Here is a 23,885-nt window from a genome sequence, read left to right on the forward strand (position 1 = left end):
GTGGTCGGTGCTTTACCTAGGGATCGCTCCGCGGGTTGCGCCCGTCTCGCCGGGGAGTCGGGCGGTCTCGCTCGGGCGCGCGCGCAGATCCTTTGGGGGTTGGATCTGCGAACGTGCACCGATAGACTCGCGCTCGGTTCAACACCACCGACTCGACCACCCCCACTGACCCCGAGGTTTCCGTATGAAGAAGTTCCGCACCCTGATGGCCCTCCTTGCTCTCGCCCCCATGCTCGCCGCGTGCGCCCCTGCGCCCGCCGACGTCTGCCAGCATGTCGTTGATCTGATGAAAAAGGAGCTCGGCGAGCAAGTCGACGCGATGCCCGAAGAGGAGATCACCAAGATCAAGGACAACTGCGTCAAAGAGGCCGAGAAAGAGAAGGAGATGAAGGGCTCCATGGAGTACAACAAGCAGGCCAAGTGCGTCATGGCGGCCACCTCCCTCGAGGGCCTCGCCAAGTGCGAAGAGGGCGACAAGAAGGAGTAGCCTTCGTCGCCAGGTGCCACTGCCAACTCATGGCAGGTGCGCACCTCGCCCGCAGCAAGAGGGTCCGTCCGCGGGCCCTTTTGCATTGGTTGCTGGTCGGGAACGAGCTGAAACCAGCCCGCTGCCCAAGGTGAACCAGTCTACGAATGGCGCCTGCAAGCGGGCGAGGAGCCTCGCCCGAGCTGAAAGCAGCCAGCCTACGGGACGGGCTGGGTCGTTGGTGGGGCGCCCGAGCAGGTCCAGCGAAATCCATCGAGCAGCGCGACCGAGTCGTAGTCGTCGTCGGTCAGATCGAACACCGCGAGCACCAGCTGCACCGTCTCACCTGGGGTGACGCCGAACCCTGTCGTCAGCCAGCGCGTGCCCGCGTGGCCCTCCATGCCGAAGCCGTCGAGCTCGTCGCCCGTGTAGTCGGTGAAGCCTGCGTTGACCGTGATCGGGTTGCCGGCGTCGTCGAACGCGGCGTTGCCGGTCCAGCTCTCGGACTCGAGCCAGGCCACGAACATGTCGTTGAAGCCGCCGCCGACGAAGTCGGGCCACTCGACCGACATGAACGCGAAGTCGAACGCGAGCCCGTAGGTGTGCTCGGGGACGGTCAGCCCGACGCGCAGCTCGGCGTAGTCCCAGACTTCGCAGCCGCCGCCGCACGCCGACCACTGCTCGAACAAGCTGTTGGAGCAGTCGCCCGAGCCGACCAGGCTGGGATCGTCGACGCAGGTCAGGGTCTCGTCGACGGGCTCGACGTTCAACGGTGCGGGGAGGCTGGACGGCCCGGATCCATGCTCGGTGCTCGGGCATAGATCCGGCCAGTTGGTCGCGGAGCACACCCCCTCGAGCTCGGCCAGGCTCAGCGCCAGGTGCCCAGCGAGGCCGGTCGACATGATCAGAAATTTCTCGCCCTCGCGGACTTCGTAGGGGCCGAGCGCGCCGAGGTGAGCTGCGATCGCGCCAGCGGGTCCCGAGCTGCCGCCCGCAGCTGGGGTGCCGCCGACGCAGTCGAGGCCGACGACCTGCAGCGGATCGTCGCTGGCCGCGTCGCAGCTGAGCGGGGCAGGGGGGGCGCACTCCCCATCGGGGACGTCGAGCGCGGGCAGATCCATGGGGGAATCGCCGCTGGTCGGGGCACCCTCGCTGCTGGGTTGGTCCCGGACCCCGACGACCGTGGACAGCTCGCAGCCGGTCGCGACCAGCGAGAGCACGGCCAGCTGGATTCCGCGACGCACCGGGAAAAGACTAGCCGCTATTGGCCGAGCGCGTCGCGGACCCGGCGTGCGAGCGGACCGTTGGGCCAGCGCTGCAGGTAGGACTGAGCGATCTGCTCGGCCTCGGGGCGGCGATCGAGGGCGACCAGCGCGAGGATCGTGTAGCCGGTGCGCTCTTGGATCATGGCGCCGTTTGGAAACTGCTGCTCGACGGCCTGCATGATCTCCAGGGTCTTGGCGGGATCGCTGGTGAGCAGCTTGCGACCTGCGTTGATCTGCTTGGCCTCGTCGGCCAGCGATGGCTGCGGCTCGGGCTCGGCGGCCACCACAGGCTTGGGTGCGGGTCGCTCGGTCACCGGCTCCGGGACATCTGGCGCGACCGCTGGCTGACTGTCTGGCTGCGCCTGGGCTGGCGGCAGGCTGGCGATCGGCGCGGCCGGAGCCTTGCTCGTGTTTGACGAGCTCGGCGTGCCGACAGCCGGATCCGCGACCGGAGCTGGATCGTTGCTGGCGGACGCGACCACGCCCGCGTGGCCGCCCGTGTCGCGGTCACTCGTGGTGCTGGCGAGCCACCCGGCCCCAACCCCGCCGCTGACCAGCACCGCGGCGATCACGAACCACCCGAGCACGCTGGCTCCTGGGCCCGGGGCAGGCGGGGCCGCCTCGATGGTCTGCCTGAACCGCTCGAGACCTGCGTCGATGTCGTAGGGCAGCGGCGCCTGAGCGCTCGCGGCTTGCAGATCATCGCGCAGGACCCCACCGAGCGAGGGATCATCGAGGAGCCGCGTGGGCGCGAGGGATTCGGGATCGGTCATGTCATCACCGGGGTGCGTGCGGGGGCGCGGACGGGCCGACGCTCTCTCTCTACCATGCGTGCGTGGGCCTCTTTGAATTGCTTTCGGGCTTTGTGCAGGCGCGAGTACACGGTGCCGACTGGGATGTCGAAGGCGCCCGCGATCGACTGACAGGGCTCGCCCTCGAGCTCGAACAGGATGAAGATCGCCCGACGATCGGGGTCGAGGCTGTCGAGCGCGGCCTGGACCCGATCGAGCGCCTCGCTGGTCTCGGCGGCTCGGGCTGGGTCGACGTCGCGGCTGCTGGCGTCGGTGACGGTGTCTTGATCGGGCTGCTCGCGGGACCGCCGACGGCTGCGGCGAGACACCGACGCCACGCGGATCGCGATTTCGGCTAGCCAGGTGGTGGGTCGGGCGCGGCCGTCTTCGATGAATCCCCCGCGCCGATGGGCGACGAGGAACACTTCTTGGACGAGATCATCGACTTCCACGGGCCCGGCTCCGAGGCGGTGCAGGAAATTGGCGACGAAGCTGGCGTGCTCGCGAAACAGCGAGGCCGCGTCGTGGTGCCTGGGGGGCCGGCTAGACATCCAGAGCCTTCATGCAACACGGGTTGGGATCCTTCATGCTAAACCCGATTAGAACTCGAAACGGGGTCCGACCGCGACCACCACGCCCGCGACCGCGAGCCGCTGGCTCGCCAGCAGCTGGCCGGTGTCGCTGCGAACGTCGATACCGGTGCGCTGGAGCGGAAACACGCCCTCGACCCGTAGCTCGAGCGCGAGCGGACCCACGAGGCGCAGGGTCAGGTCGAGCGCGGCGATCCCCGCCAGCCACGGGAGCGAGCGGCGGAAGTTGATCGAGAAGTCGTGGCCGGCCGCGACCGTCGCACCCGCGGCAACCCCCCCACATGCGCGCAGGCGGACGGCGCTCGGCGTGGTGCCCCAGCACAGATCCAGGCGACCCGCGGCGACCGTGACCCCGACGCGGCCCTGGTCGAGCGCGTGGTTTGGGAGGTGGGTGGCGAGGGCCCCGAGTCGCAGATCGAAGTGGGGGAGCGGACGGATGTCGAACGAGAGCTCGCCGCCGCCGCTGAGCGCGGGGGTGACCCCGACGAACGCCGCCGCCGCGACCGTGAGACCGAGGGCCGGACCGGCGCGGGTCGAGCCGGGCGAGTCTGATCCGCTGGGCTTGCGCTCGAGCAGGGGGAGATCACCGTCGCCGGGCAAGACCTGCTCGACCGCGGGCGCTGGGTCGACGATCCCAAGCGAGCTCGCGAGGGTGTCGTCGAGCGCGATCGCAACCGCGAGCGCGACGACAGCGTGGAGGTCGACGCAGCTGTCCGGGGCCGGGGTGAACCCACGATCCACCGCGATCTCGTCGCCGACCATCACGATGAAGCTGAGCGCGCGTGGGTCATCGCTCGAGCCGATCACGCGGATCGCCACGCGCGAGTCGAGGGTGTCCTGGTCCCGCCAGCTGCGGAGATCGACGAGCAGCGTGGCTCGGTCGAGGCAGGTGACGCCCGGCTCGACGATCAGCGCGTCGTCGAGCGACTGCGATGGCTTGATCTGTGGCGCGCGCGTGGCCTCCGAGCCCGGCGGCGCCGCGCGGGCGCTTGGACCCGCTGCCCACACGATGACGCAGGCCGCGAGGCCCACGGTCAGGCGAGCCAGGCGAGTCAGGCGAGCCAGGCCGCGGTCGCGCTCAAAAATCGTTGTCGTCCTCCGTGGCCCTGGCCGCGGAGCCACGCTTGCCCGGCTTGGACGCAGACTTGGGCTTCGGGCCAGATCCCGAGCCAGATCCCGAGCCAGACGCAGGGATGGGCGCCATGCCGATCGCCGCACGATCACCCCGAACCGCGAACAGCTGGCCCTCGCGCTCGGCGCGGATCTGCCAGCTGTCGATCGGCTCGCGCTCGCTGGCCGGGCACAGCTCGTTGATCGCACAGCTGCCGCAGTCGGGCTGCTTCGACTTGCACACGTGGCGGCCGTGCAGGATCAGCCGGTGGCTGATGTCGATCCACTGCTCGCGCGGGACCAGCTTGGTCAGCGTGGCCTCGACCTTGTCGGGCTTGGTGCCGGACTTGACGATCCCGAGCCGCGCGGACACCCGGGCCACGTGGGTGTCGACGACGATCCCGCTGGCGATCCCCCAGGCGATGCCAAGCACCAGATTCGCCGTCTTGTGCGACGCGCCCGGCAGCGCGACCAGCTGCTCGTGGGTCTGCGGGACCTCGCCGGCGTGGCGCTCGACGATCCCCTGCGCGCACTCGCGGATCGCCTTGGCCTTGTTGCGAAAATAGCCGCTGCGCTTGACGACGACCTCGACCTCTTCCTGGGGGGCGGCGGCGAGCGCGGCCGGGGTCGGCCAGCGCTCGAACAGCGCCGGGCGGATCTCGTTGATCACCGCGTCTTGAGCTTGGGCGCTGAGGATCGTGACGATCAGCAGCTGCCAGGGGTCGTCGTGGTCGAGCTCGCAGACGGCTCGAGGGAGCGCGAGCGCGAGGCGATCGTTGACCTCGGCCAGCAGCGACGCGGGATCGGTAGGCGCGGGCATGCGCCCAGTTATACGATCACGAGCGTTCGACGTGGACCTGCAGCTGGCCGAGCTCGTCGCGGGACACGAACACCTGCCAGGGACGGCAGCACACGTCGCAGTCCTGGACCATCTGGCCGGTGGTCGCGGGATCGACCCACAGCTCCTGCCGCTCGCCGCACCACGGGCAGCTGACCTCGACGACGTCGTCCATGCGGGGGGAGCATAGCCGATCGGCGCAGACCTGGAGTCACGCTGGCGCGAGCGCCTCGTAGCCCACGCCCGTCAGCTCGGCCGACAGCTCCCACAGCCTGCGCGCGCTCGTGCGATCGTACGCCCGCTTCTGCGCGCGAACCCGCCGCGGATAGCCCGTCATCTCCATCGCCCCATTCGGGCCGTAGAACTCGCCGCCGCTGACGTCCGCGACGGTCGCCGCGTACAGGCTGGGCAGCGCGCCCATGTACGCGCTCTGAGCCAGGAACCGGTTGCCCAGCGCGCTGGCCCGCTCGAACAGCGAGTTGCCCGTCATCTGCGGGCCGACGAACACCAAGTTGGTGCTCGAGTACCCGGGGTGGGCGGCGACGGCGATCACCTGGTGCCCGCGGGCCGGGCTAGCGTCGAGCCGCCGCTGCAGCTCGTTGGTGAACAGCAGATTCGCCAGCTTGCTGCGCCCGTACGCCACCCACTTTTGGTAGCGCTGGGTCGAGTGCAGATCATCGAGGTCGATCGCCCCGATCCGATGCGCCACGCTCGACACCGTCACGACCCGCGCCCCCGCCGTCGCGAGCAGCGGGTTCAGCAGCAGCCCCGTCATCGCGAAGTGGCCCAGGTGGTTGGTGCCGATCTGCATCTCGAACCCGTCCTCGGTGGTGCGATAGGGCAGCGCCATCACGCCAGCGTTGTTGATCAGCAGATCCAGCTGATCATGGTCCGCGCAGACGCCCTCGCAAAATTCGCGGACCGAGGCCAGGCTCGACAGATCACAAGCGCGAAACTCGAGCAGCTCGCGGTCGATCCCGCCGCCGGCCAGCTCGTCGATCGCGGCCTCGGCCTTGGCCTGACCCCGGCACGCGAGGATCACCTTGGCGCCCTTGCGAGCCAGCGCCCGCGTGGTCTCGAGCCCCAGCCCGCTGTTGGCTCCGGTCACGATCGCCAGCTTGCCAGCGAGGTCGGGCATGTCGTTGGCCTTCCACTTTGACGCTGCGGACATGGGGCGGTGGATAACACGCTGATCGCGAAGGCGCACTTGCTGCCGGTCTCCTGTCCTGGACACCCGCCCGACCCGAGCCCATCTCTATACAGAAGGAGGACTCCATGAACGTCCCCACGCGCTGCCCTCACTGCCAAGCCGACGTGCCAGAACCACCCAGCCTCTGGCTGCGTATCGGGGTGATCTCGGGCGCCTGGGTCCTGGCGCTGCTCTATGTGTTTGGCATCGCGCTGCTCGGCCCGGTGGCGATCCCCGTGCTCCCGCTGTTCGTGCTGGCGGGCATGGCGATCGTCACAGAGGCGTACCGCTTTGCTGATGCCGACCTCGCGTGTGGCAGGTGCCGCAAGCTCATCGTGATCGACGGCGAGCTGCAGACGGCTGCGGCGGCGGAGCCGAGCCGGGCGCCCGAACACGCGGCCGCACACGAGATCGCCGCCTGAGCTCAGCCCTGCCGACGCCGACGGACCAGACCCAGCAGCCCCAGGCACGCCAGCCCCAGCGCGATCCCGCGAGGAGCGTCGTCAGCTTGGACCGCACACGCACATGAGCCGCCGCCGACGCCCGTGATCTGGGCCTTCGAGCCGGCGTTGTGGGCCGCGAGCAGCTCGTTGATCCGATCGGTGTTGTCGACCAGGTTCACGAGCGGCGCGTCGTCGGCCATGTTCTCCTGATCGACGGCCTCTTCCCACGGCATCTCGTCGGCGAAGTCGGGCCACACGATGTTGCCAGCGTCGGAGAACAGCACCTCGCGGCCGTCGGGCAGGACCACGGTCGCGCTGCCGTCACAGTGGTTGATCTGGTTGGCGAAGTTGATGTTGGGGACGTCGGGCAGGGTCGTGTTGACCCGGAAGATCGGATCTTCGTTCATCTCGGCCGGCGAGATCGTGGTGTACAGCCGGGTCAGGTACGGGTTGTTCTGGATCAGCGCGACCGCGGACTTGGCCGGGGCGATCACCCGCTCGTCGAGCCGCTCCACGAACGCGGCGGCGTCCCAGGCGGCCAGATCGATCTGGTCGACGTAGCAGGACAGGCAGTCGTAGAACAGGTTGGCCTCGACGCCGTCGGGGACCGGGATGAACTCGGTGATGATCGACTCGAGCAGCGGGTGCATGTACGTGCACGCGGTGTCCCAGTCGGTGTCGCACAGCATCAGGCCCTGGTTCTCGAGCTCTTCGATCGCGCCGATCGGGCTGTCGACCAGCCCCGCGAACGGCTCGGAGACCCAGTCCTGATAGATCATCCAGGTCGCGATGTTCTGGCTGGTGCCCGCGTACTCGGTCACGAACGCGTTGCCGTCGGCTTTCTGCGCGTCCACGGCCATCGAGATCACTTCTTTGTAGTTGCTCGCGTTGTCGACCCAGTCGAGCTTGAGCGGATTGATGAGCACGTGGCGGTAATTGGTCGGCACCACCCGAGCTTCTTGCAGGAAGAACGCGCGGATCTCCATGTCCTCGACCGCGGCGATCCGCGTGAGCCGGATCGGCACGCACGGCTCGTTGCCCTCGTAGCGGATCACGATCGGGTGGATCTCGTCGACCCCGGCTTGGTTGCTGAGCTTCATCGCCACGAACAAGAAGTCGTTGGCCAGGTACTCGGCGAGGATCGGCTCGGCCGCGGGATCTTGCTGGTAGCCGTTGTCGCCCAGCCACTGCATCACGCTCTCGACCGTGCCGCCCTCGAGCACGCTGATGTCGAACGCGCCCACCGTGGTCTGCAGCACGACCGTGGGATCGCCGTTGCTGCCCTCGTCGCCCCCGGTCGCGCTGCCCCCGAACCCGCCGTCGTCGGCTGCACCGGTCTCGCCCGCGCTCTGCGGCACGTTCTCGTCACTGCAGAAGTCGTTCTGAATCGAGAGGCCGTAGCTGGGCACCGACGCGGCGAGCACCGCGTCGAACATCAGCTGCGAGCCAACCGAGAACTCGGGGATCGCCATCACCGGGATCACCCATGCGAATTGCTCGGCGCCCGAGTCGGGGTTGTACTGGATCTGGATGTGGGCTTCGACGCTGGTGTCGGTGACGTGGAACAGGATGTTCTCGCCGGTCTGGTCGACGGGCATCGCCGTGGGCCCGCTGTCGCAGAAGGTCCCACCGCAGGCCGAGGCGCTGGTGGGGACCAGCAGCGGCGCGGCGAAGGCCAGCGCGGCGCCAGCGAAGGTGGCGAGCATGGAGCCGAAGCGTGGGGGATGAGCAAGGTCTAAGCGCATGGTCAGGTCCTTTGTGCCGCCGCCGTGGTGACGTTGGCGACGGCTGGGTGATTATGGCTGATCGGCGCGTCGCGGGTCGATCGAGCGGGTAGAGCAAACACGCTCGCGCCCGCCGGGCGACCGACGGGCGCGACGAGCGTCCAAAGCCATTGCAGCACGGGGGCTCAGGCGCCCGTGAACGGCACCGGGATCTCTTCGCCCTCGATCCCAACCCTGGCGAGCTGGTCGCCCACGTCGTCGTGGAGGCCCAGGTCGCTGTTCTGGACGACCCCGAGACCGGCGCTGACCGCCAGGAGCAAGGCGATCGACAGGAGGGCGAGGGGGCTACGGCGAGAGGTCTTCATGGGTCGTTCCTCAGCGGGCTTCGAGACAGATGTGCCGCGACCATGACGTACCGATCAGGGTGCGTGAAGATCGCTGGCGAAAAAATCGCTCGCGGGGTCGAGATCCGCGCATGCGCCGCGGTCTGGCCGTAGGATCACGCTTGGCTCGGTTGGTGGCACGGCGGGCCGCGATCGCCGAACATTGATCGATGCGACGGTTTGGATTGGCCTCAGGAGCGATCGCGCTGAACTTCGGGTTGCTCGGTGGTGTGTTGGTGGCGCTCGGCGGCTGCGGGGATGACTCGGGCGCCGAGGCCGGGACCGCGAGCTCCGCCGAGGGCGTGAGCACCACGGTGCCGGACACCAGCAGCGGCGAGGGCAACACCGCCGAGCAGGGCGACGGTGACGGCGACACCGGGCCGGGAGACGGAGACGGAGATGGCGACGGCGATCCCGGCGACGGCGACGGCGAGCCGATCAAGTTCGACATGTCGCTGCCCGACACCAGCGATCAACCGCCGCCCGACCTGTGCAAGGTCGTGGACGACATGAACGCGGTCGGCGAGTGCGAGGAGTCGGCCCCGCCCGACGCGTTCGTGCCCGAGCTGCAGTGGGCTTTCACCGACAACGCCGAGCCCTACAGCTACGTGACCCCGCTGGTCGCCAACTTCACGGACGATGACGACAACGGCGAGATCGATCTGTGCGACATCCCGGACGTGGTACTGGTCGCGGCCAGCAACCCGGGGCCCCCGAGCGTGACCGGTCACATCTTCTTGTTGTCGGGCGCCGACGGCAGCCTGCACTTTCGCATCAATGACCCCGTCGACTCGAGCTTCACACCCGCGCTGGGCGACATCGACAACGACGGCTTGGTGGAGATCGTGACCGTCTCTCCCAGCGGCAACCTGATGGCCTTCGAGCACACCGGCGAGCTCGCGTGGAGCACGCCGACGACCTGGGACATCGGCGAGTCGTTCGGCCAGGATCTGCGCTACTCGAATTCTGCCGCGCTCGCCGACGTCGACAACGACGGCGACGTCGAGATCATCACCGCCAACATGCTCTTCGACCACCAGGGCGCGCTGCTGCACAAGTTCCCCCAGCCCTCGGGCCAGTGGGGTGCGACCACGGCCGCGGATCTCGACAACGACGAGGATCTCGAGATTGTGCTCGGCAACGCCGCGTATCACCACGACGGCACCGCGCTGTGGACCACCAACCTGGCGTCTGGATATCCGCAGGTGGCGGATCTCGACGAGGACGGGCTCCCCGAGGTGATCCTGACCAACGTCAACGGGATCTCGCTGATCGAGCACAACGGCGTCGTGACCTACTCGAACCTGCGCCCGACCGGCGTCGGGGCGTTCGGGACCAACTGGCTGCGCCCCGCGACGATCCACGACTTCGACGGCGACGGCTTCCCCGAGTTTGCGACCTCTTCGGCCTCGCAGTACACCGTGTACGAGCCCGACGCTACGATTGTATGGACGGCGCCGGTCAACGACTCCAGCGGGATCGCGGCTGGGACTGCGTTCGACTTCGTCGCGGCCGGCAAGGCCCAGGCGATGTACGCCGATCAGGACAACATGTTCGTGTTCGACGGCGACGGCAACGTGTTGCTGCAGCAGAGCCGCAAGAGCGGGACGCTGTCCGAGTACCCCGTCGTGGTCGACGTCGACAACGACGGCTCGGCCGAGATCCTGGTCGTCTCCAATCAACATAATGGCGGCGGAGATCCCTGCATTCAGGTGATCAAGGACGTGGAGGATCGCTGGATTCAGGCTCGGCGAATCTGGAACCAGCATAGCTATCATGTGACGAATGTGCGGGAAGACGGCACGATTCCGCAGTTCGAGGCGCCGGCTTGGGAGGGGTTGAACACGTTTCGGACCAACGCGCAGATCGAGGGCGGCGGGCTGTGCATGCCGCCGCCTGCGAACTGATTCTCGTCCGCTCAAAACCCGAGCAGGTACGCCAACTTCACGAACAGCACGTCTTCGTGGCGCGCACCAGTCGCGACCAAGTTGGTGAACGCCTTGGCCGACTGATACTGGATCACCCCGTCACCCTCGGGCAGCGCGGTGCGGTGGGTATACGCAAAGAACAGGAAGCTGCCCGGCAGGTACTCCCAGCGCATGATCGAGTTGGAGGTCAAGCTGGTGAGGCCCCGATCGACGCTCCCAAACCATGGATCCCGGGCGATCGGCACCAGCAGATCCGGCGCCTGCAGCTCCAGGAAATCCGTGTGGTGGGCGGCCGAGTAGAACAGCTGGTTATAGCTCGTCAGCGACAGCTCGGGCGTGATCGCCAAGGTGACGCGGACGTCGGCGTTGGTGGTGTGGATCTGCGCGCGGGCGAAGATCGGGACCTGGTCCAGCTCGCGCTCGGCGACCCAGCGCGGCCGGTCAAAGCTGCCGTTCCAGCTGCCAGAAAAATTGATCTGCAGGCGATCGATCGGCCGAAAACCCAGATCCACGAACACGTCGGGCCCGGGCCGTCCGGCTTGCTCGCCATAGTTGGCCCCGAGGCTCGCGCTGACTCGCTTGTTGCGAGGCGTCGAGACCCGTGCGCCGGTCCACCAGTGGATCGGGACCTCGTAGGGAATGTTGCCGCGGGTCTCGAACAGATCGAGCTGCGGCAGGTGGCCGCCAAAGAACGCGCGGAATTGCCACAAGCCCAGGGTCTCGAGCGTCCAGTCGGTCGAGAGCTGCTTCTCGGTGATCTGCCCGGCGAAGCTCGAGGCGAGCGTGAGGTCGACCGAGCCCGTCAGCGAGCGGACGTCGCCGACCGGCTGAGCGTTGAACACCGCGAACCCGGTCGAGCCGCGTGCATAGTTGTTGCGGGTCATGAACCCGAGGTCGCGAAAGTTGGCGTGGGGCGTGAGGAACTCGCCCGACGCGCTCCAGCTGGTCCGGCGACCCGATCGGACCAAGCTGGCGCTGCCGCCCATGCCGGACTTTTCGCCGTCGTGGGTGGCGATGACCTGGGCGCCGTGCAGCCAGCGCTTGCGCAGGTTGATGTTGTAGTCGAACCCGCCCGTGGTGGCCTCGGGCGCGTCACCCAGGCGCGCGACGTTGGTGACGATCCCGCCGACCCAGGTCTGGGGATCGAAGTGTCGACGCAGCCGGACCACGGACCAGCCCGAGTAGGGATCGACCGGGACCCGCTGCTCGAGGTCGTCGGTGAACCGCTGGGTGCCAAAGGTCGGGCCGGTCGCGGCCGTGAGCACGCCCATCACCCAGCCTGGCGCGATCTGACCAGTCATGCGCATCGAGCCGAGCACCCGGCTGAGCGGATCGAGCTCGACCAGCTCGCCGCGCTCTCGCTCACCCAACACCACGCGCTCGCTGGTCTGGGCGCGATCGGGGCGGGGCGAGGCGCCAACCCGGCGCGAGTAGAACAGCGGAAACCGGGTCTCGAAGATCTCCTTGGACTCGAGGAAGAACCGCCGCTTCTCCGGAAAGAACACCTCGAAGGGGCCGAGGTTGAGGACCGCCGCGTCGACCTCGGCCTGACCGAAGTCTGGGTTCACGGCGACGTCGAGGGTCAGGTCACCCGTGATCCCGTACTTGAGGTCGAAGCCGGCGTTGGGCAGCGCGCGCCAGGACTGATCCAGGCTGTCGGGCGGGCGCTGCAGCAAGAACCGACCCGAGACAAACGGCTGCAGCTCGAGGTTGAGGCCGCCGTCGATGTCCTCGATCCCGTACCAGCTGATCGCCTCGGACACGCGCGCGGGCTCACCCTGGGGGGCGAAGCTGAGTCGATCCGACTCTTGTTGGTCGTTGATGACGCGGGTGAAATTCAAGCCGATCGTCTGCGAGGTGACCCGCTCGAACCGCAGCGTCGACCACGGCACGAACACCTCGGCGGTCCAGCCGGTCGCGCTGCGCTTGGCGCCCGACTGCCAGACGCCATCCCACAGCAGCTCCTCGGACGTGTCGCGAAACAGCTGACCATCGAAGATCGCGCCTGAGGGCGAGACACCGAACACATAGCCGTTGGTGTGGTCGGCGTTCGAGTCGATCTCGACCTGCACGTAGTCCGACGCGACGATCTGATCGCGCTGAAAGAACGGGGCGATCACCTCGCCGTGGTGCTCGTCGCAGTCGAACGCGAAGTACAGGCCGTCGGCGCCGTAGGCGGCGCGGATCGTGGTTTTATGCGTCGCCTCGGCCGCAAACGCCGGCGACTGCTGGATCAGCTCAGGCAGCGCGGGTACGGAGCGCCACTGGGCCTCGTCGAGCTTGCCGTCGATCGTGATCGCGCCCTCGTCGATCCTCGTCGCTCGCAGCCGCAGTCCGCGGCGATCGTGATCCGGCAGCTCGTGGGTGAGCTCGCTGGAGTCGAGCTGGGGTGGGCCCTCCGTGGGAGCGAGCGGCGTCGGCTCGTCGCCGGGCCCCTCACCAGCGCGCGCGGGGGCTGGACGGAGCAACCCGACGAGCAGCGCGGCGACGAGCACCCACGCGATCCGGCTCGTGCGCCGCAGCAGGTCGCGCTCGCGCAGGCGTGACGGAGGTCCGGGCACAGGCGCCCGCAAGGTATCGCGTCGCTGGCGAGCCGTCGCCGGCGTGTGTCATGCGCTCGCTGGCTCGTTACGCGTCAACCGGCCCGCCCGCGCAACGCGACGAGCGTTCCGCAGCCGCCGTTGTCTTCGATCCGCGCCTGTGAGCTGCGCCGCACGTCGAGGCCGCGGGCGCGCATGCGCTCGAACGTGGCCTCGTAGCGGGCGTCGTCGGTCTGACGCTGGTTCGAGGTCGGGACCGGGTTGTATCGATACAGGTGGATCTTGAGGCCCAGCGGCGTCGCGCGGGCCAAGAACGCGTCGATCTCGGCGTCATCATCGTTGAGATCCGCGAGCAGCAGATAGGCGAGCGCGAGCTTGCGGCGCCGCGCACCCGAGAGCGCGCCGACCCGCTCGCGCAGCAGCTCGAACAAGGGATCGAGCGCGGGCCCGCGGGGGACCGTGCGCGCGCGTGTGGACTCGGTGCCCGCGTGGATCGACACGCTGATCCCGTTGTGGGGTGGCGCGTCGTCGCCGAGCCAGTCTCGCAGCCGCCGCAGCGGCCCGCCCGAGGTCGTGATGCTGGCCGGCGTCGCGCGGGCCCGGCACCACTCGATGAACGGCACGACCGCGGGGTTGTGGAGCGGCTCGCCGACGCCCGACACGGTCACCCGCCTGACACCGAGCGCCGCACCCTGGCCCCGGTCAGCGAGCGCCGCGTCGACCGCCTCGACTTGTCCGACCAGCTCGTCGAGCTCGAGATTGCGAGCCAGGCCGTTGGCACCAGACGCACAGAACGGGCAGCCGACCGCGCAGCCAACCTGAGACGACACGCACAGCGAGTCGCCCCGATACAGCACGCTCTCGACCGCGGCGCCGTCTCCGAGCGCGACGACATAGCGTCGGTTGAGCACGGGCTGCGCTCCGCTTGCGACGCCGCCGTGCGATTCGATGATCTGGACCACTGAAGCGGAGCTAGCCCGGCATCGCGCCTGGGTCCAGGGCCGGCGTGGAACTGGCACGGGAGCGCGCTGAATGGGCGCTGGTCGAGGGCGCGCAAAATCGACGCCGGCGCGGATAACGTAGTTTCGCGGCTTGCGCGAACTTTCATGACGGGTTCACTCATGGCAGACACTACCGCTGCGAGTGGACCGTATGGAGGGGCAGACTCAGGCAGAGGTCGAGCGCGCGAAGCTGGCCAAAGCGCGCCTGTTTGGCGGCGAGGGCAGCGATCAGCTGCGCAAGCAGATGATCAAGGCGCGGTTCCTCCAGAGTCTGTCGCCGCCCGCGCCAACGACAGCGCCCAAGCCCGAGCTGAAGACCGGGGGCGACGAGACCAGGGATCAGCGCGAGGGCGCGACCGAGCCGTCCGCCCAGGGCCTGTGTGTCGACGCGGTGCGCATCGGCCGGTTCAGGGTCTTGCGCAAGCTCGGTGAGGGCGGCATGGGCGTGGTCTACGCCGCCTACGACGAGCAGCTGGACCGCCAGGTCGCCCTCAAGCTGCTGCACCAGGACGTGTCCAAGGACGAGCGCGGCCGGGCCCGGATGCAGCGCGAGGCCCAGGCCCTGGCCCGGCTGTCGCACCCCAACGTCGTGCAGGTTCACGAGATCGGGCAGTGGCAGGACCACGACTACGTGGCGATGGAGTTCGTCGGCGGTCTTACCCTGCAGCGCTGGGTCGAGGACGCGGAGCGGTCGTGGCGGCAGGTCCTCGATGTGATGATCCTCGCCGGTCGCGGGCTCGCGGCCGCGCACGCCGCGGGGCTCGTCCACCGTGACTTCAAGCCGGCCAACGTGCTGGTCGGCAGCGATGGCCGGCCGCGGGTGCTGGACTTTGGACTGGCCCGCGCCGCCGTCGGGCCTCGAAGCTGGAGCAGCGGCGTCAGCCACGACCCATCGGGGGCGGAGGCGGGCGCGGACGTGGAGCTGGCCGAGCTGTTCGAGACCGGCGAGCAGGCCGAGAGCCGCAGCAACCATGACTCGGACACTGGCAGCAACAGCGCCTTCGATCAGCTGCTGACGGCGACCGGCGCGGTGCTGGGGACGCCGGCCTACATGGCCCCCGAGCAGCACCTTGGCGACCGGGCGACCGAGCTCAGCGATCAGTTCAGCTTCTGCCTGGTCATGTACGAGGCGCTGTTTGGCGAGCGACCCTACAAGGCCAGGAGCCGGCAAGAGTACTCGGTGCGGGTCCGCGATGGCGACTTCATCGTCCCCGGATCGAGCTCGGGGGTCCCGGGGTGGCTGCGGCAGGCCGTGTGTCGTGGGCTCGCGCCGCAGCCCGCAGATCGCTGGGCGTCGATGGACGCGCTGCTGGCCGAGCTCGGCCGCGACCGCGGGCGGATCTGGAGGCGGGCCACGGTCGCCGCGGGGTTGTTGGCGAGCGTGGGCGTCGCGTTGGTGCTGGGTGGCGGAGCGCCGTCGGGGCCGGTCTGCAAGCACGACCGCAGCGTCGTCGCCGAGAGCTGGGGGGAGCCACAGCGGGCGAGCATGCGCGCCGCGTTTGCGGCGACCGAGCTCGATGGCGCCGCGCAGGTGTTCGAGCGGACGGCGCGAGACCTCGACACCTTCGCCGACGAGCTGGTCGCGGCGCACGACGACGCGTGTGCGCAGCGATGGGTCGAGCAGACCCAGACCGACCAACAGCTCGAGCTGCGCATGGCCTGCCTCGAGCAGCGCGAGGTGGAGCTGGGTGCCGTGGTGGAGTTGTTCGCCGCGGCCGACCAAGGGGTGGTGCTGCACGCGTCCGAGTTGATCGCCGGGCTCGGGGACATCGAGATGTGCGCGGCGGTCGATCTGCTCGAGCGTCACACGCCGACGCCCAAGGATGCCGTCACGGCCGCGGCGATCGCCCAGGTTCGCAAGGATATTGCGACGGCCAAGGCGTCGGCGGTCGCTGGGAAGATGCAGGTGGCGAATGAGCTCACGGCCAGCATCGAGCTGCGGGCGGCGGATCTCGACTACGGGCCGCTGCTCGCTGAGGTCAGGTACTCGAGGGGGTCGATGCACCTCGCCAAGGGTGAGCTCCCGGCCGCCCGCCTGGCGTTCATCGAGGCGGCGTACCTGGCCGAGCTCGGTAACTACGACGAGCTACGCTGGCGAACCTCGATCATGCTCGCGCAGCTGTCCGAGCACCAGGATCCCGACTCGAGCCTGGAATTCGCGCTTGCTCGCGCGGCCGTGTCCTCGCTCGGTGATCGCCCGATCGACCACTGTGGGCTGCGCTGGGCGCAGGCCCGGGTCTTCGAAGCCCACGGCCAACTCGGGGACGCACTCGCGGAATTCGACGAGGTCGTGGCGCTCGCGCGGGCGGGGTTCCTGGGAAGCGAACACACGCTGGTGTGGGCACTCAAGGCGCGCGCTTCAGTTGCTGCGGCGCTTGGTCGCGACGAGCAGGCGCGCGCGGATCTGGTCAGCGCATTGCAACTGCGTGACCAGCTTGGCGCGGACGACGTTGGAATCTTGCAGGCGACCCTCGACCTAGCGATCCTCGAGCTCGGGCAGCACGACTACGCGGCCGCCGAACGCCACTTCACTCAGGCGCGAGCTGGATATGCGCGTGTCCATGGACCGGAGTTTGCCAACGTCGGGCACGCGACTCTGGGGCTGGCAGAGGTTGCGCTCGCACGCGATCAGCTCGACGACGCTGAGCAGCTGGTCGCCGAGGCGCTGAAGATCTTCACCGTTGACCATCTGGATCACGCGTGGGCGTTGGACGCGTCGGCCAGCATTGCACTGCGCCAGGGGGCGTTCGTGCCTGCCGTGGACGCGCTCGAGCGGGCGCTGAGCCACAGCATGGCAGTCACGCCTGACAACGAGCAGGAGCTCGGCTATCGCCACGGTCGGCTTGGCCACGCGCTCGCGCGACTCGGCCAACACGAGCGAGCGCTGACCGAGTTCGAGCTGGCGATCGAGCTGCTAGATGGAGATCCCGCGCCGGTCGATCAAGTCACGCCGCTGATCGATCTCGGCACGCTCCGCCTCGAGCTCGGCCAGCCGGAGCTGGCTCAGGCAGCCTTCGAGCGCGCGATGGCCGTGACAGCTGCGGCCGACGGCCGACCTACGCTGGCCGCCGAGGCGCGGATCGGGCTGGCCGAGGTTGCGGGTCAGCTGGGTGACGACGCCCGGCGGCTCGAGTTGGCCACCGAAGCCGAGCGTCTGGTGCGAGATCTCCCGGGCGGCGAGTCACTGCGTCAGCGCGCGAAGGAATTGCAGGGCACTTGACCCATCGAGCGAACTACGACATCGAATTTGGGAGTGGCAACCGATGACGTACAACTTCACCGATAATCCAAGCCCCATCTTGAGCAGCATCGTCGATGCGACGACCGGCACGGTCGGACTAAAAGACGGCTCCTCGCAGGGTGATCTCATCACCACCAATTTCACGGGGAGCAGGATTTCTGTGTCGATTCAGCCGCCTGACGGGTGGTCGCTCGACGACGTGGTCTGGACCAGCGGCGGCACCGGGACCTTCGATGTGCCCGCGCCCGGCCAGGAGCACAACCACGAGTTCACCTACACGGTCTCGCAGAACGGGACAACCCAGACCGACGGTGGCGCCTTCAAGATCAAGAACGGCGGCACGCCTCCCCCACCTCCCACCTGAGCTCAATCAGGATCCTCGCCGGGCGTTTCGCCGTCTGAGTCGCCCGCAGGCGGCTCGCCCCCTGCGTGGATCGAGCGCGCCCACGCCTCGAGGTCCTCGATCGTGCTCCTGTATTCCTCAGGAGTGAGCGCGAGGGCCTTCATCTTCTTCTCGAGCAGCAGCTTACCCTTGCGGATCCGACTGCGGACGGTGTTCTCCCGCAACCCGATGATCTTCGCGATCGCCGACCCAGACAGCTCCTCCCAGTAATAGAGCTCGAGCACGACTTGGTAGTCGAGCGGGATCTGCCGGAGTGACTCGAGCAGCAGCTGCTGCTCGCGTCGGGCGCGAACCATCGTACTGGGCCCGGGCGCGAGGTCTTCGGCGCTGATCTCCGTGAACTCGAGACGCGACGACTCGCGCCTGCGCGCGCGATAGTGCGCCCGCAGTACGTTGTGGGCGATCGCAAACAGGTAGGTCCGAAAGCTCGCCTCACCGCGAAACCGCTCGTGGACCTCCACGCAGGCCGTGAGGGTCTTCTGGACCAAGTCTTCCGAGCCCTGGACGACCTTGTTGCGGAAAAACCGGTCGATGGCTTCGTAGTGGCGCTCGAACAGCTCGTCCGCGGCTCGCCGATCTCCGACCATCCAGGCGTCGAACAGCTCGAGGTCGGTCATCCGCGGGTAATCCGATGCCACAACGCGAAGCTAGCACGCAGTGTGCGGATCAGGCGGCGACCAAATTTGGCATCCGGTGACGCGTTTGCTGCGCAGTCCGGGCATCCCCGTCTGGAGGGCGCCAGGGTCGCGCGTTTTCGCGCTCGACCGTCGCGCGAAACTTGCGGGCCCGACCGCGCGGATCTGGTGGGCGCGATCCGTGACGGTCAGTCAGCCGCGTCGACGGCGGCCCCGTCTGACAACCCGAGCTCGCCGACGAGGTGGACCAGGTCACGCGGCGCCCACGGCTTTTGCAGGATCGCGTCGATGCCGAGCGCGCTGAGCTGCCGGGACCCCTCATCCTGCGCATAGCCGCTGGAGATGATCACGGGGATGTCGGGTCGCCGCTCGCGAATCTTGGCGAGCAGCTCGAGGCCGTCGAGGCCCGGCATGGTTCGGTCGAGGACCACGACGTCGATGGTGTCGACGTGGGCGTTGAACAGGCGGAGGCCGTCGTCGCCGTCGTGGCCAAGCAGGACAGAGTGGCCAGCACCTTCGAGCACCTCGCCAGCGAGCTCCCGGATCATCTGCTCATCGTCGACGACCAGCACACAGGTCGGTCCCTCGGCCCGCGGGCGCGCGAGCCGGCGGCGGGGGGGTCCCACCATCTGCGAGAGATCCGTCGCGGTCGGCAGCCGGATCCGGGGCCGCGGCGCGTCTTCATGTTCGGCGGCGGCCAGGGTCTTGGGGTCGGGGCAGCGCAGCATGACGCGAAACCGCGTGCCCTCGCCGACGACGCTGTCGACCTCGATGTCGCCGCCGTGGCTGCGCACGATCCCGAGCACGGCCGCGAGCCCGAGCCCGTGACCGGTGGGCTTGGTCGTGAAGAAGGGATCGAAGATGCGCTCGAGCTTCTGAGCTGGGATCCCGCAGCCTTCGTCACGAACCTCGAGCATCACAAAGTCGCTCGGGGTCGCGGGCCGGGTGATCTCGGCTCCGGACGCGTCGACGGCCCGCGTTTGGATCCACACCCGTCCCCGTCGGCCCTCGAGCGCCTCGGAGGCGTTGGTCACCAGGTTCATGGCGATCTGCTGGATCTGCACGGGATCGCCCGTGACACGGGGCGCGGGCCGGTCGAGATCCAGGATCAGCTCGGTCTGCTTGTCGAGCCCAGGCGTGACCAGCCCCACGACCTCCCGCACCAGCTTCGGCAGATCGATGGCGCCCGTGCTGGTCCGCGAGCGACCGGCGTAAGCCAGCATCTGCTCGACGAGGATCGCCGCGCGCCGCGAGCTATGGGCGATCGCCTCGATGCGTCGCGTCGCGCTGGCGCGGGTCAGCGCCGATGGATCATTGGACTCGGCGGCGAGCATGCTCGCTTGGCCCAGGATCCCCGAGAGGATGTTGTTGAAGTCATGGGCGATGCCGCCAGCGAGCATGCCCACGGTCTCGAGCTTTTGACTGCGACGGATCCGGGTCTCGAAGTCGTCGCGCTCGGCCTGCAGGCGGGCCGCCGCGTGCTCCCAGAACAGGCTGAGCATGCTGATGATAGCGAGCGCCGAGATCAGGTTGAGCGCGACCAGAGCGGGCCCCTCTTCAGCCCGGAGGCTCGGGTCGTAGCTCAGCCACGGCACCACGTCGATCGCCCAGAACCCCGCGATGCACACCGTCGAGATCAACGAGAACGCGATCGTCCAGCGGGCGCCCAGGAACAGCCCGGCGCTGGCTGGCACCGCCAAGAACCACACGATGATGACCGACTGCAGGCCCTGCTGCTTGTAGACCACGCACACGGTCGCGAGCACGGCGGCGAGCAGGATCCACGCGCCCGCGAGGTTGGGTGACCCGGTCCAGCGCAGCACGAACGGGGTCAGCGCGAACATCAGGCAGATCGGCAGCGCGATCGCGAGCGTGAGCGGCGTCGGGTTACCGTCGAGCGGCAGCGCGAGCGCGGGGATGAGCGTTGCGATGATCGCGACCGGGCTGACGAGCACCAACGCGATCGCGCGCATGGTGGCGGTGGTCCCCAGCGCCCGAATTTCATCGGTCACGAACGCGCTGGTCCACCCGCTCGTCGTCTCGAAGACCCGCGCGAGCCAGGGTCGTTCGTCCTCGACTGGCGTGTCGGAACCCACCGGATTTCATATGGCCATGACGGGCACTCGGACGCAACCCGGGAACTCCACGGTCCTCAGTCGAAGCTCAGTCGGGGCTGGTGGATCCGCCCGAGGTCTGGACTGAGCCGCCTGCGGGCGCGACCGACCGCTCAGTCGGACCCTCCACCTCAATTGGCTTGGCCAGCACGGGCGGCGAAGGGTCCGGAAACCGGGCCGGGGGCGCCTTGTCGGCGCACCCGAGCACCGGACCCATCGAGATCGCGCAGCTGATGAGGACGGACCGGAGCCGACCACCCCAGCTCGAGCCAGCGCATGCGCGCTCAGTCGTCGTCGGACTTGTCGTCGTCGTCGTCGTCGTCATCATCGTCGTCATCGTCGAGCTCGTCGATGACGGCGGGCACGGCGTCGTCGTCGGCGAGATCGTCGCTGTCGCCGTCTTCGATGTCGGCGTCGTCTTCGTCTTCGGCCACGGGCGTCTCTGGGTCGCCGTCTTCGTCGTCGTCGTCGTCGTCGTCGGCCTCGAGCTTGTCGGGGTCGCCGACCAGCTCCTTGACGTCGTCGTCGTCGTCGTCCTCATCGTCCTCATCGTTGCCGAAGGTGGCGGCGTCGATGAAGGTCGCGTCGGTGTTGGAGCCGGCCATGAGCTGGGCGCGCTGCTCCTCGATGAAGTCCCGGATCGTCTGCTCGACGTCTTCGTCGTAGCGGACCGACGACTTGGCGATCTCGCGCAGGGCCACGACGCCGACCTTGTTGTTGCTCTTGACGAGGGCGGTGCCCTTGCCCTCGCTCAGCGCTCGCGCGCGACGGGACGCCAGCACGGTGAGTGCAAAGCGATTTGGAACCTGTTCGAGGCAATCTTCGACGGTGACGCGTGCCATGAGGAGCGCGGAGTATGGGGGGGGCTTTTCAAAATGTCCACTGGCCGCGCCAATCATTGGCGGGCTGTGCGCTTGGCCGTGGGTGACCCAAAACGGGCATCTGCGGGGCAGTCGGACGGGGGCGATCCGCTCGCTCCGGGGCCGCCTGTCGAGGGGGCGCTGTCCGCACTGACCGGGCCGGGTCGAGATTCGCTCACGCGGGCGCGCGCTCGTGTCGTCGTCGCACACTTCCCCGCCGAGCAGAGCGCGACGCCGGCTGGACCACGGCGTCACTCGGGCGTGACTCGCGTCCGGCTAGCCCTCGGTGTCATCGCCGGTTCGGGAGATCAATTTGGAGAACCGACTGTTGGGCTCGTCTCGATACGAGAACGCGAGCTGGCTGTCCCGTTGACGTGCGCGGGGTGGCCCCCGCGATGCTCGACCCACTGCTTGATCGTCTCGTGATTGGTGGTGGACATGGCGCGATCCAAATTCGCAAGATCCCGGCCGCGCGCTGGCGAGCCGCTCGCATCGGGCGCCCGGTTCACGCTATCCTGCGCGCCGCATGACCGCCCCGGTGCTAGAGGTCGATGGCCTGCGCAAGGAGTTCGTGCGTGGGTTCTTGCGCAAGCGGACGGTGGCGGTCGACGGCGTCAGCTTCCACGTCGAGCGCGGCGAGGTGTTCGGGTTCCTCGGCCCCAACGGCGCCGGCAAGACCACGACCATGAAGATGCTCATGGGCCTGATCTACCCGAGCGGGGGCACGGCCACGATCCTCGGCGCGGCCGTCGGCGACATCGAGGCCAAGCGGCGGATCGGCTACCTGCCCGAGAATCCGTACTTCTACGACTATCTGTCCGCGACCGAGTACCTGCACATGATCGGCCGCATCTACGGGCTCGATCGCCACGAGCGACGCAAGCGAGCCACGCGCCTGCTCGAGCGACTGGGCCTGGCCATGGCTGAGGGCCGAGCGATGCGCAGCTACTCGAAGGGCATGCTGCAGCGGGTCGGGCTGGCGCAGGCGCTGATCGGCGATCCCGAGCTGGTGGTCCTCGACGAACCAATGAGCGGGCTCGATCCGATCGGCCGTCGGGAGGTCCGCGAGCTGATCCTCGAGCTGCGCGGGCAGGGCAAGACCGTGTTCTTCTCGACCCACATCCTCGCCGACGCCAACCTGCTGTGCGATCGGGTCGGGATCATCGTCAAGGGCAAGCTGCGCGACGTCGGCCCGCTCGGCGAGCTGCTCAGCCCCAAGGTCCTGCGAATTGAGGTGCTGTGGCAGGGCAGCGCCGAGCTGCAAGCGGCGCTGCGCGAGCAGTTTGCCGAGGCCGAGCCTGGGTCCGAGGCCGAGCCTGGGTCCGAGCCCGGGTCTGAGCGGGAGTCCCCCCACAGCAGCAGCTCCGAGGGCCAGGTGTTCGTCGCCCAGGCCCAGGCCCAGCTCGATCGCTTCGTGGCGGCCGTGATCGCGGGCGGCGGTGAGATCAGCTCGGTCACGCCGCAGCGCGAGACGCTCGAGCAGCTGTTCGTGCGCGACTCGGGCACCCGCCCGGAGGAGCAGCGGTCCTAATGGGCACGTCCAGCAACGGCCAGCGCGGCTTGTTCGCCAGCTTCGGGCGGATGTGGGCGATCGCGCTCAACACCTTTCGGGAGGCGGTCCGCAACAAGGTGCTGGCGATCCTGGTGATGTTCGCCGTCGCGCTGATGGCGTTCTCGCTGGTGCTCGGGCAGCTGTCGCTGCACGAAGAGGTCCGCATCATCAAAGATCTGGGGCTCGCGGGGATCAGCATCTTTGGCGTGGTCATCGCGCTGTTCCTGGGCGTGAACCTGCTGAGCAAGGAGCTCGATCGCAAGACCGTCTACGCGATCATCCCCAAGCCGCTGCATCGTCACGAGTTCCTGCTGGGCAAGTACCTGGGGCTCTTGGTGACCATGGTCGCGCTCGTCGCGTTGATGAGCGTCGTGCTCGCCGGGTTCTTGCTGATGCAGGGCGGGCGCCACGGCGTGCTCATGGTCCGCGCCGAGATCTTGATCCTGCTCGAGCTGCTGCTGTTGATGGCCGTCGCCATGTTGTTCTCGAGCTTCAGCTCACCGTGGCTGTCGGCGATGTTTGCCGGCTCGCTGTGGGTGATCGGGCGCAACACCGCCGAGCTCGAGGCGTTCGCCACCGGCAAGCTCGAAGGCAGCGCGGGCGGCACGGTGCTCGAGTTCGTGCTCGATCTGCTCCCGGATTTTCGGATGTTCTTCGTGTCCGGCGCCAACTTTGATGAGACGGTGGTCAGCGTGCACGGGAGCTTCGTCAGCTGGGCGTATGTAGGCAGCGCGGCCGCCTACGCGGCGGCCTATGGCGGGATGTGCCTGCTGATCGCGGTGCTGTTGTTCCAGCGCCGCGACTTCACCTGA

At 68.3% G+C, this 23,885-nt stretch carries 21 protein-coding genes; 7 read left to right on the plus strand and 14 right to left on the minus strand.

Features of this window, described 5'->3' with window-relative positions; translation table 11 throughout:
- Window positions 1–205 precede the first annotated feature (205 nt).
- Window positions 206–487 (plus strand): hypothetical protein, encoded by a 282-nt coding sequence (locus ENSA7_RS12395; RefSeq protein ID WP_146157624.1) that lies wholly within the window; start codon window positions 206–208, stop codon window positions 485–487.
- A 197-nt stretch (window positions 488–684) separates the two neighbouring features.
- Here the strand turns inward: ENSA7_RS12395 and ENSA7_RS12400 are convergent, their stop codons facing one another.
- From ENSA7_RS12400 to ENSA7_RS12430, 7 genes are read right to left on the minus strand one after another with little or no spacing between them, the layout of a single operon-like run.
- The gene (locus ENSA7_RS12400; protein WP_106089478.1) at window positions 685–1,710 is read right to left on the minus strand and encodes a choice-of-anchor L domain-containing protein; all 1,026 of its coding nucleotides are present in this window, start codon (window positions 1,708–1,710) and stop codon (window positions 685–687) included.
- Window positions 1,711–1,727: 17 nt separating this feature from the next.
- Complete coding sequence (locus tag ENSA7_RS12405; protein WP_106089479.1) at window positions 1,728–2,504, minus strand: tetratricopeptide repeat protein; 777 nt, start codon at window positions 2,502–2,504, stop codon at window positions 1,728–1,730.
- A complete protein-coding gene (locus ENSA7_RS12410) occupies window positions 2,501–3,073 on the minus strand; it encodes an RNA polymerase sigma factor (RefSeq protein WP_106089480.1) in 573 nt (190 codons plus the stop codon). The genes ENSA7_RS12405 and ENSA7_RS12410 overlap by 4 nt, the downstream gene beginning before the upstream one ends.
- 48 nt (window positions 3,074–3,121) lie before the next feature.
- Window positions 3,122–4,144, minus strand: a complete 1,023-nt coding sequence (locus ENSA7_RS12415; protein ID WP_106089481.1) for a hypothetical protein — start codon at window positions 4,142–4,144, stop codon at window positions 3,122–3,124.
- A 46-nt stretch (window positions 4,145–4,190) separates the two neighbouring features.
- On the minus strand, window positions 4,191–5,042 hold the full coding sequence (gene nth / locus ENSA7_RS12420) for an endonuclease III (protein WP_106089482.1): 852 nt from the start codon (window positions 5,040–5,042) through the stop codon (window positions 4,191–4,193).
- Between the two features lie 16 nt (window positions 5,043–5,058).
- Entirely contained in the window at window positions 5,059–5,235 is a 177-nt protein-coding gene (locus ENSA7_RS12425) for a zinc ribbon domain-containing protein (RefSeq protein WP_106089483.1), read from the minus strand.
- Window positions 5,236–5,271: 36 nt separating this feature from the next.
- Window positions 5,272–6,231: an oxidoreductase gene (locus tag ENSA7_RS12430; protein ID WP_106089484.1), complete on the minus strand. Its 960-nt coding sequence runs from the start codon at window positions 6,229–6,231 to the stop codon at window positions 5,272–5,274.
- Window positions 6,232–6,335: 104 nt separating this feature from the next.
- Between ENSA7_RS12430 and ENSA7_RS12435 the strand changes: the two genes are divergently transcribed.
- The gene (locus ENSA7_RS12435; RefSeq protein WP_146157625.1) at window positions 6,336–6,671 is read left to right on the plus strand and encodes a DUF1129 domain-containing protein; all 336 of its coding nucleotides are present in this window, start codon (window positions 6,336–6,338) and stop codon (window positions 6,669–6,671) included.
- 2 nt (window positions 6,672–6,673) lie between these two features.
- Here ENSA7_RS12435 and ENSA7_RS12440 read toward each other — a convergent pair whose 3' ends face one another.
- Window positions 6,674–8,398 carry a DUF2330 domain-containing protein gene (locus ENSA7_RS12440; protein ID WP_106089486.1) on the minus strand — a complete coding sequence of 575 codons (1,725 nt, stop codon included), beginning with the start codon at window positions 8,396–8,398 and terminating at the stop codon, window positions 6,674–6,676.
- A gap of 203 nt (window positions 8,399–8,601) precedes the next feature.
- Complete coding sequence (locus ENSA7_RS12445) at window positions 8,602–8,781, minus strand: hypothetical protein (RefSeq protein WP_106089487.1); 180 nt, start codon at window positions 8,779–8,781, stop codon at window positions 8,602–8,604.
- Window positions 8,782–8,969: 188 nt separating this feature from the next.
- Here ENSA7_RS12445 and ENSA7_RS12450 point away from each other — a divergent pair, with 188 nt between their 5' ends.
- A complete protein-coding gene (locus ENSA7_RS12450) occupies window positions 8,970–10,706 on the plus strand; it encodes an FG-GAP repeat domain-containing protein (RefSeq protein WP_146157626.1) in 1,737 nt (578 codons plus the stop codon).
- Between the two features lie 11 nt (window positions 10,707–10,717).
- On the opposite strand, the gene ENSA7_RS12455 is transcribed toward ENSA7_RS12450, so the two are convergent.
- Together ENSA7_RS12455 and ENSA7_RS12460 are read right to left on the minus strand one after the other, a co-directional pair.
- Complete coding sequence (locus tag ENSA7_RS12455) at window positions 10,718–13,288, minus strand: DUF5916 domain-containing protein (RefSeq protein WP_181233680.1); 2,571 nt, start codon at window positions 13,286–13,288, stop codon at window positions 10,718–10,720.
- A gap of 74 nt (window positions 13,289–13,362) precedes the next feature.
- Window positions 13,363–14,178: a radical SAM protein gene (locus ENSA7_RS12460; protein WP_181233681.1), complete on the minus strand. Its 816-nt coding sequence runs from the start codon at window positions 14,176–14,178 to the stop codon at window positions 13,363–13,365.
- A 241-nt stretch (window positions 14,179–14,419) separates the two neighbouring features.
- Here ENSA7_RS12460 and ENSA7_RS12465 point away from each other — a divergent pair, with 241 nt between their 5' ends.
- Window positions 14,420–17,488, plus strand: a complete 3,069-nt coding sequence (locus ENSA7_RS12465; RefSeq protein ID WP_106089491.1) for a serine/threonine-protein kinase — start codon at window positions 14,420–14,422, stop codon at window positions 17,486–17,488.
- Between the two features lie 79 nt (window positions 17,489–17,567).
- Window positions 17,568–17,873, plus strand: coding sequence for a hypothetical protein (locus ENSA7_RS12470; protein WP_146157628.1), 306 nt, complete (start codon window positions 17,568–17,570; stop codon window positions 17,871–17,873).
- Window positions 17,874–17,875: 2 nt separating this feature from the next.
- On the opposite strand, the gene ENSA7_RS12475 is transcribed toward ENSA7_RS12470, so the two are convergent.
- From ENSA7_RS12475 to rpoZ, 3 genes are all read right to left on the minus strand, one after another.
- Window positions 17,876–18,550 carry an RNA polymerase sigma factor gene (locus tag ENSA7_RS12475; protein WP_244923780.1) on the minus strand — a complete coding sequence of 225 codons (675 nt, stop codon included), beginning with the start codon at window positions 18,548–18,550 and terminating at the stop codon, window positions 17,876–17,878.
- A gap of 185 nt (window positions 18,551–18,735) precedes the next feature.
- Complete coding sequence (locus ENSA7_RS12480) at window positions 18,736–20,643, minus strand: hybrid sensor histidine kinase/response regulator (RefSeq protein WP_106089494.1); 1,908 nt, start codon at window positions 20,641–20,643, stop codon at window positions 18,736–18,738.
- Between the two features lie 302 nt (window positions 20,644–20,945).
- The gene (rpoZ, locus tag ENSA7_RS46330; protein ID WP_342352825.1) at window positions 20,946–21,560 is read right to left on the minus strand and encodes a DNA-directed RNA polymerase subunit omega; all 615 of its coding nucleotides are present in this window, start codon (window positions 21,558–21,560) and stop codon (window positions 20,946–20,948) included.
- 487 nt (window positions 21,561–22,047) lie between these two features.
- On the opposite strand from rpoZ, the gene ENSA7_RS12490 reads away from it, so the two are divergent.
- Both ENSA7_RS12490 and ENSA7_RS12495 read left to right on the plus strand, forming a co-directional pair.
- The gene (locus ENSA7_RS12490) at window positions 22,048–23,052 is read left to right on the plus strand and encodes an ABC transporter ATP-binding protein (RefSeq protein ID WP_106089496.1); all 1,005 of its coding nucleotides are present in this window, start codon (window positions 22,048–22,050) and stop codon (window positions 23,050–23,052) included.
- Window positions 23,052–23,885 carry an ABC transporter permease gene (locus tag ENSA7_RS12495; RefSeq protein WP_106089497.1) on the plus strand — a complete coding sequence of 278 codons (834 nt, stop codon included), beginning with the start codon at window positions 23,052–23,054 and terminating at the stop codon, window positions 23,883–23,885. Before ENSA7_RS12490 ends, ENSA7_RS12495 begins: the two co-directional genes overlap by 1 nt.

This window comes from Enhygromyxa salina (assembly GCF_002994635.1).
Lineage (GTDB): Bacteria > Myxococcota_A > Polyangia > Nannocystales > Nannocystaceae > Plesiocystis > Plesiocystis salina_B.

What these genes read in the sequence shown, in the direction of transcription:
- ENSA7_RS12490 (WP_106089496.1), top strand. Translation starts at nt 22,048, where the DNA reads ATGACCGCCCCGGTGCTAGAGGTCGATGGCCTGCGCAAGGAGTTCGTG.
- nth (WP_106089482.1), bottom strand. Translation starts at nt 5,042, where the DNA reads ATGCCCGCGCCTACCGATCCCGCGTCGCTGCTGGCCGAGGTCAACGAT.
- rpoZ (WP_342352825.1), bottom strand. Translation starts at nt 21,560, where the DNA reads ATGATTGGCGCGGCCAGTGGACATTTTGAAAAGCCCCCCCCATACTCC.
- ENSA7_RS12430 (WP_106089484.1), bottom strand. Translation starts at nt 6,231, where the DNA reads ATGTCCGCAGCGTCAAAGTGGAAGGCCAACGACATGCCCGACCTCGCT.
- ENSA7_RS12440 (WP_106089486.1), bottom strand. Translation starts at nt 8,398, where the DNA reads ATGCTCGCCACCTTCGCTGGCGCCGCGCTGGCCTTCGCCGCGCCGCTG.
- ENSA7_RS12465 (WP_106089491.1), top strand. Translation starts at nt 14,420, where the DNA reads ATGGAGGGGCAGACTCAGGCAGAGGTCGAGCGCGCGAAGCTGGCCAAA.
- ENSA7_RS12410 (WP_106089480.1), bottom strand. Translation starts at nt 3,073, where the DNA reads ATGTCTAGCCGGCCCCCCAGGCACCACGACGCGGCCTCGCTGTTTCGC.
- ENSA7_RS12425 (WP_106089483.1), bottom strand. Translation starts at nt 5,235, where the DNA reads ATGGACGACGTCGTCGAGGTCAGCTGCCCGTGGTGCGGCGAGCGGCAG.
- ENSA7_RS12395 (WP_146157624.1), top strand. Translation starts at nt 206, where the DNA reads ATGGCCCTCCTTGCTCTCGCCCCCATGCTCGCCGCGTGCGCCCCTGCG.
- ENSA7_RS12495 (WP_106089497.1), top strand. Translation starts at nt 23,052, where the DNA reads ATGGGCACGTCCAGCAACGGCCAGCGCGGCTTGTTCGCCAGCTTCGGG.
- ENSA7_RS12450 (WP_146157626.1), top strand. Translation starts at nt 8,970, where the DNA reads ATGCGACGGTTTGGATTGGCCTCAGGAGCGATCGCGCTGAACTTCGGG.
- ENSA7_RS12445 (WP_106089487.1), bottom strand. Translation starts at nt 8,781, where the DNA reads ATGAAGACCTCTCGCCGTAGCCCCCTCGCCCTCCTGTCGATCGCCTTG.
- ENSA7_RS12405 (WP_106089479.1), bottom strand. Translation starts at nt 2,504, where the DNA reads ATGACCGATCCCGAATCCCTCGCGCCCACGCGGCTCCTCGATGATCCC.
- ENSA7_RS12435 (WP_146157625.1), top strand. Translation starts at nt 6,336, where the DNA reads ATGAACGTCCCCACGCGCTGCCCTCACTGCCAAGCCGACGTGCCAGAA.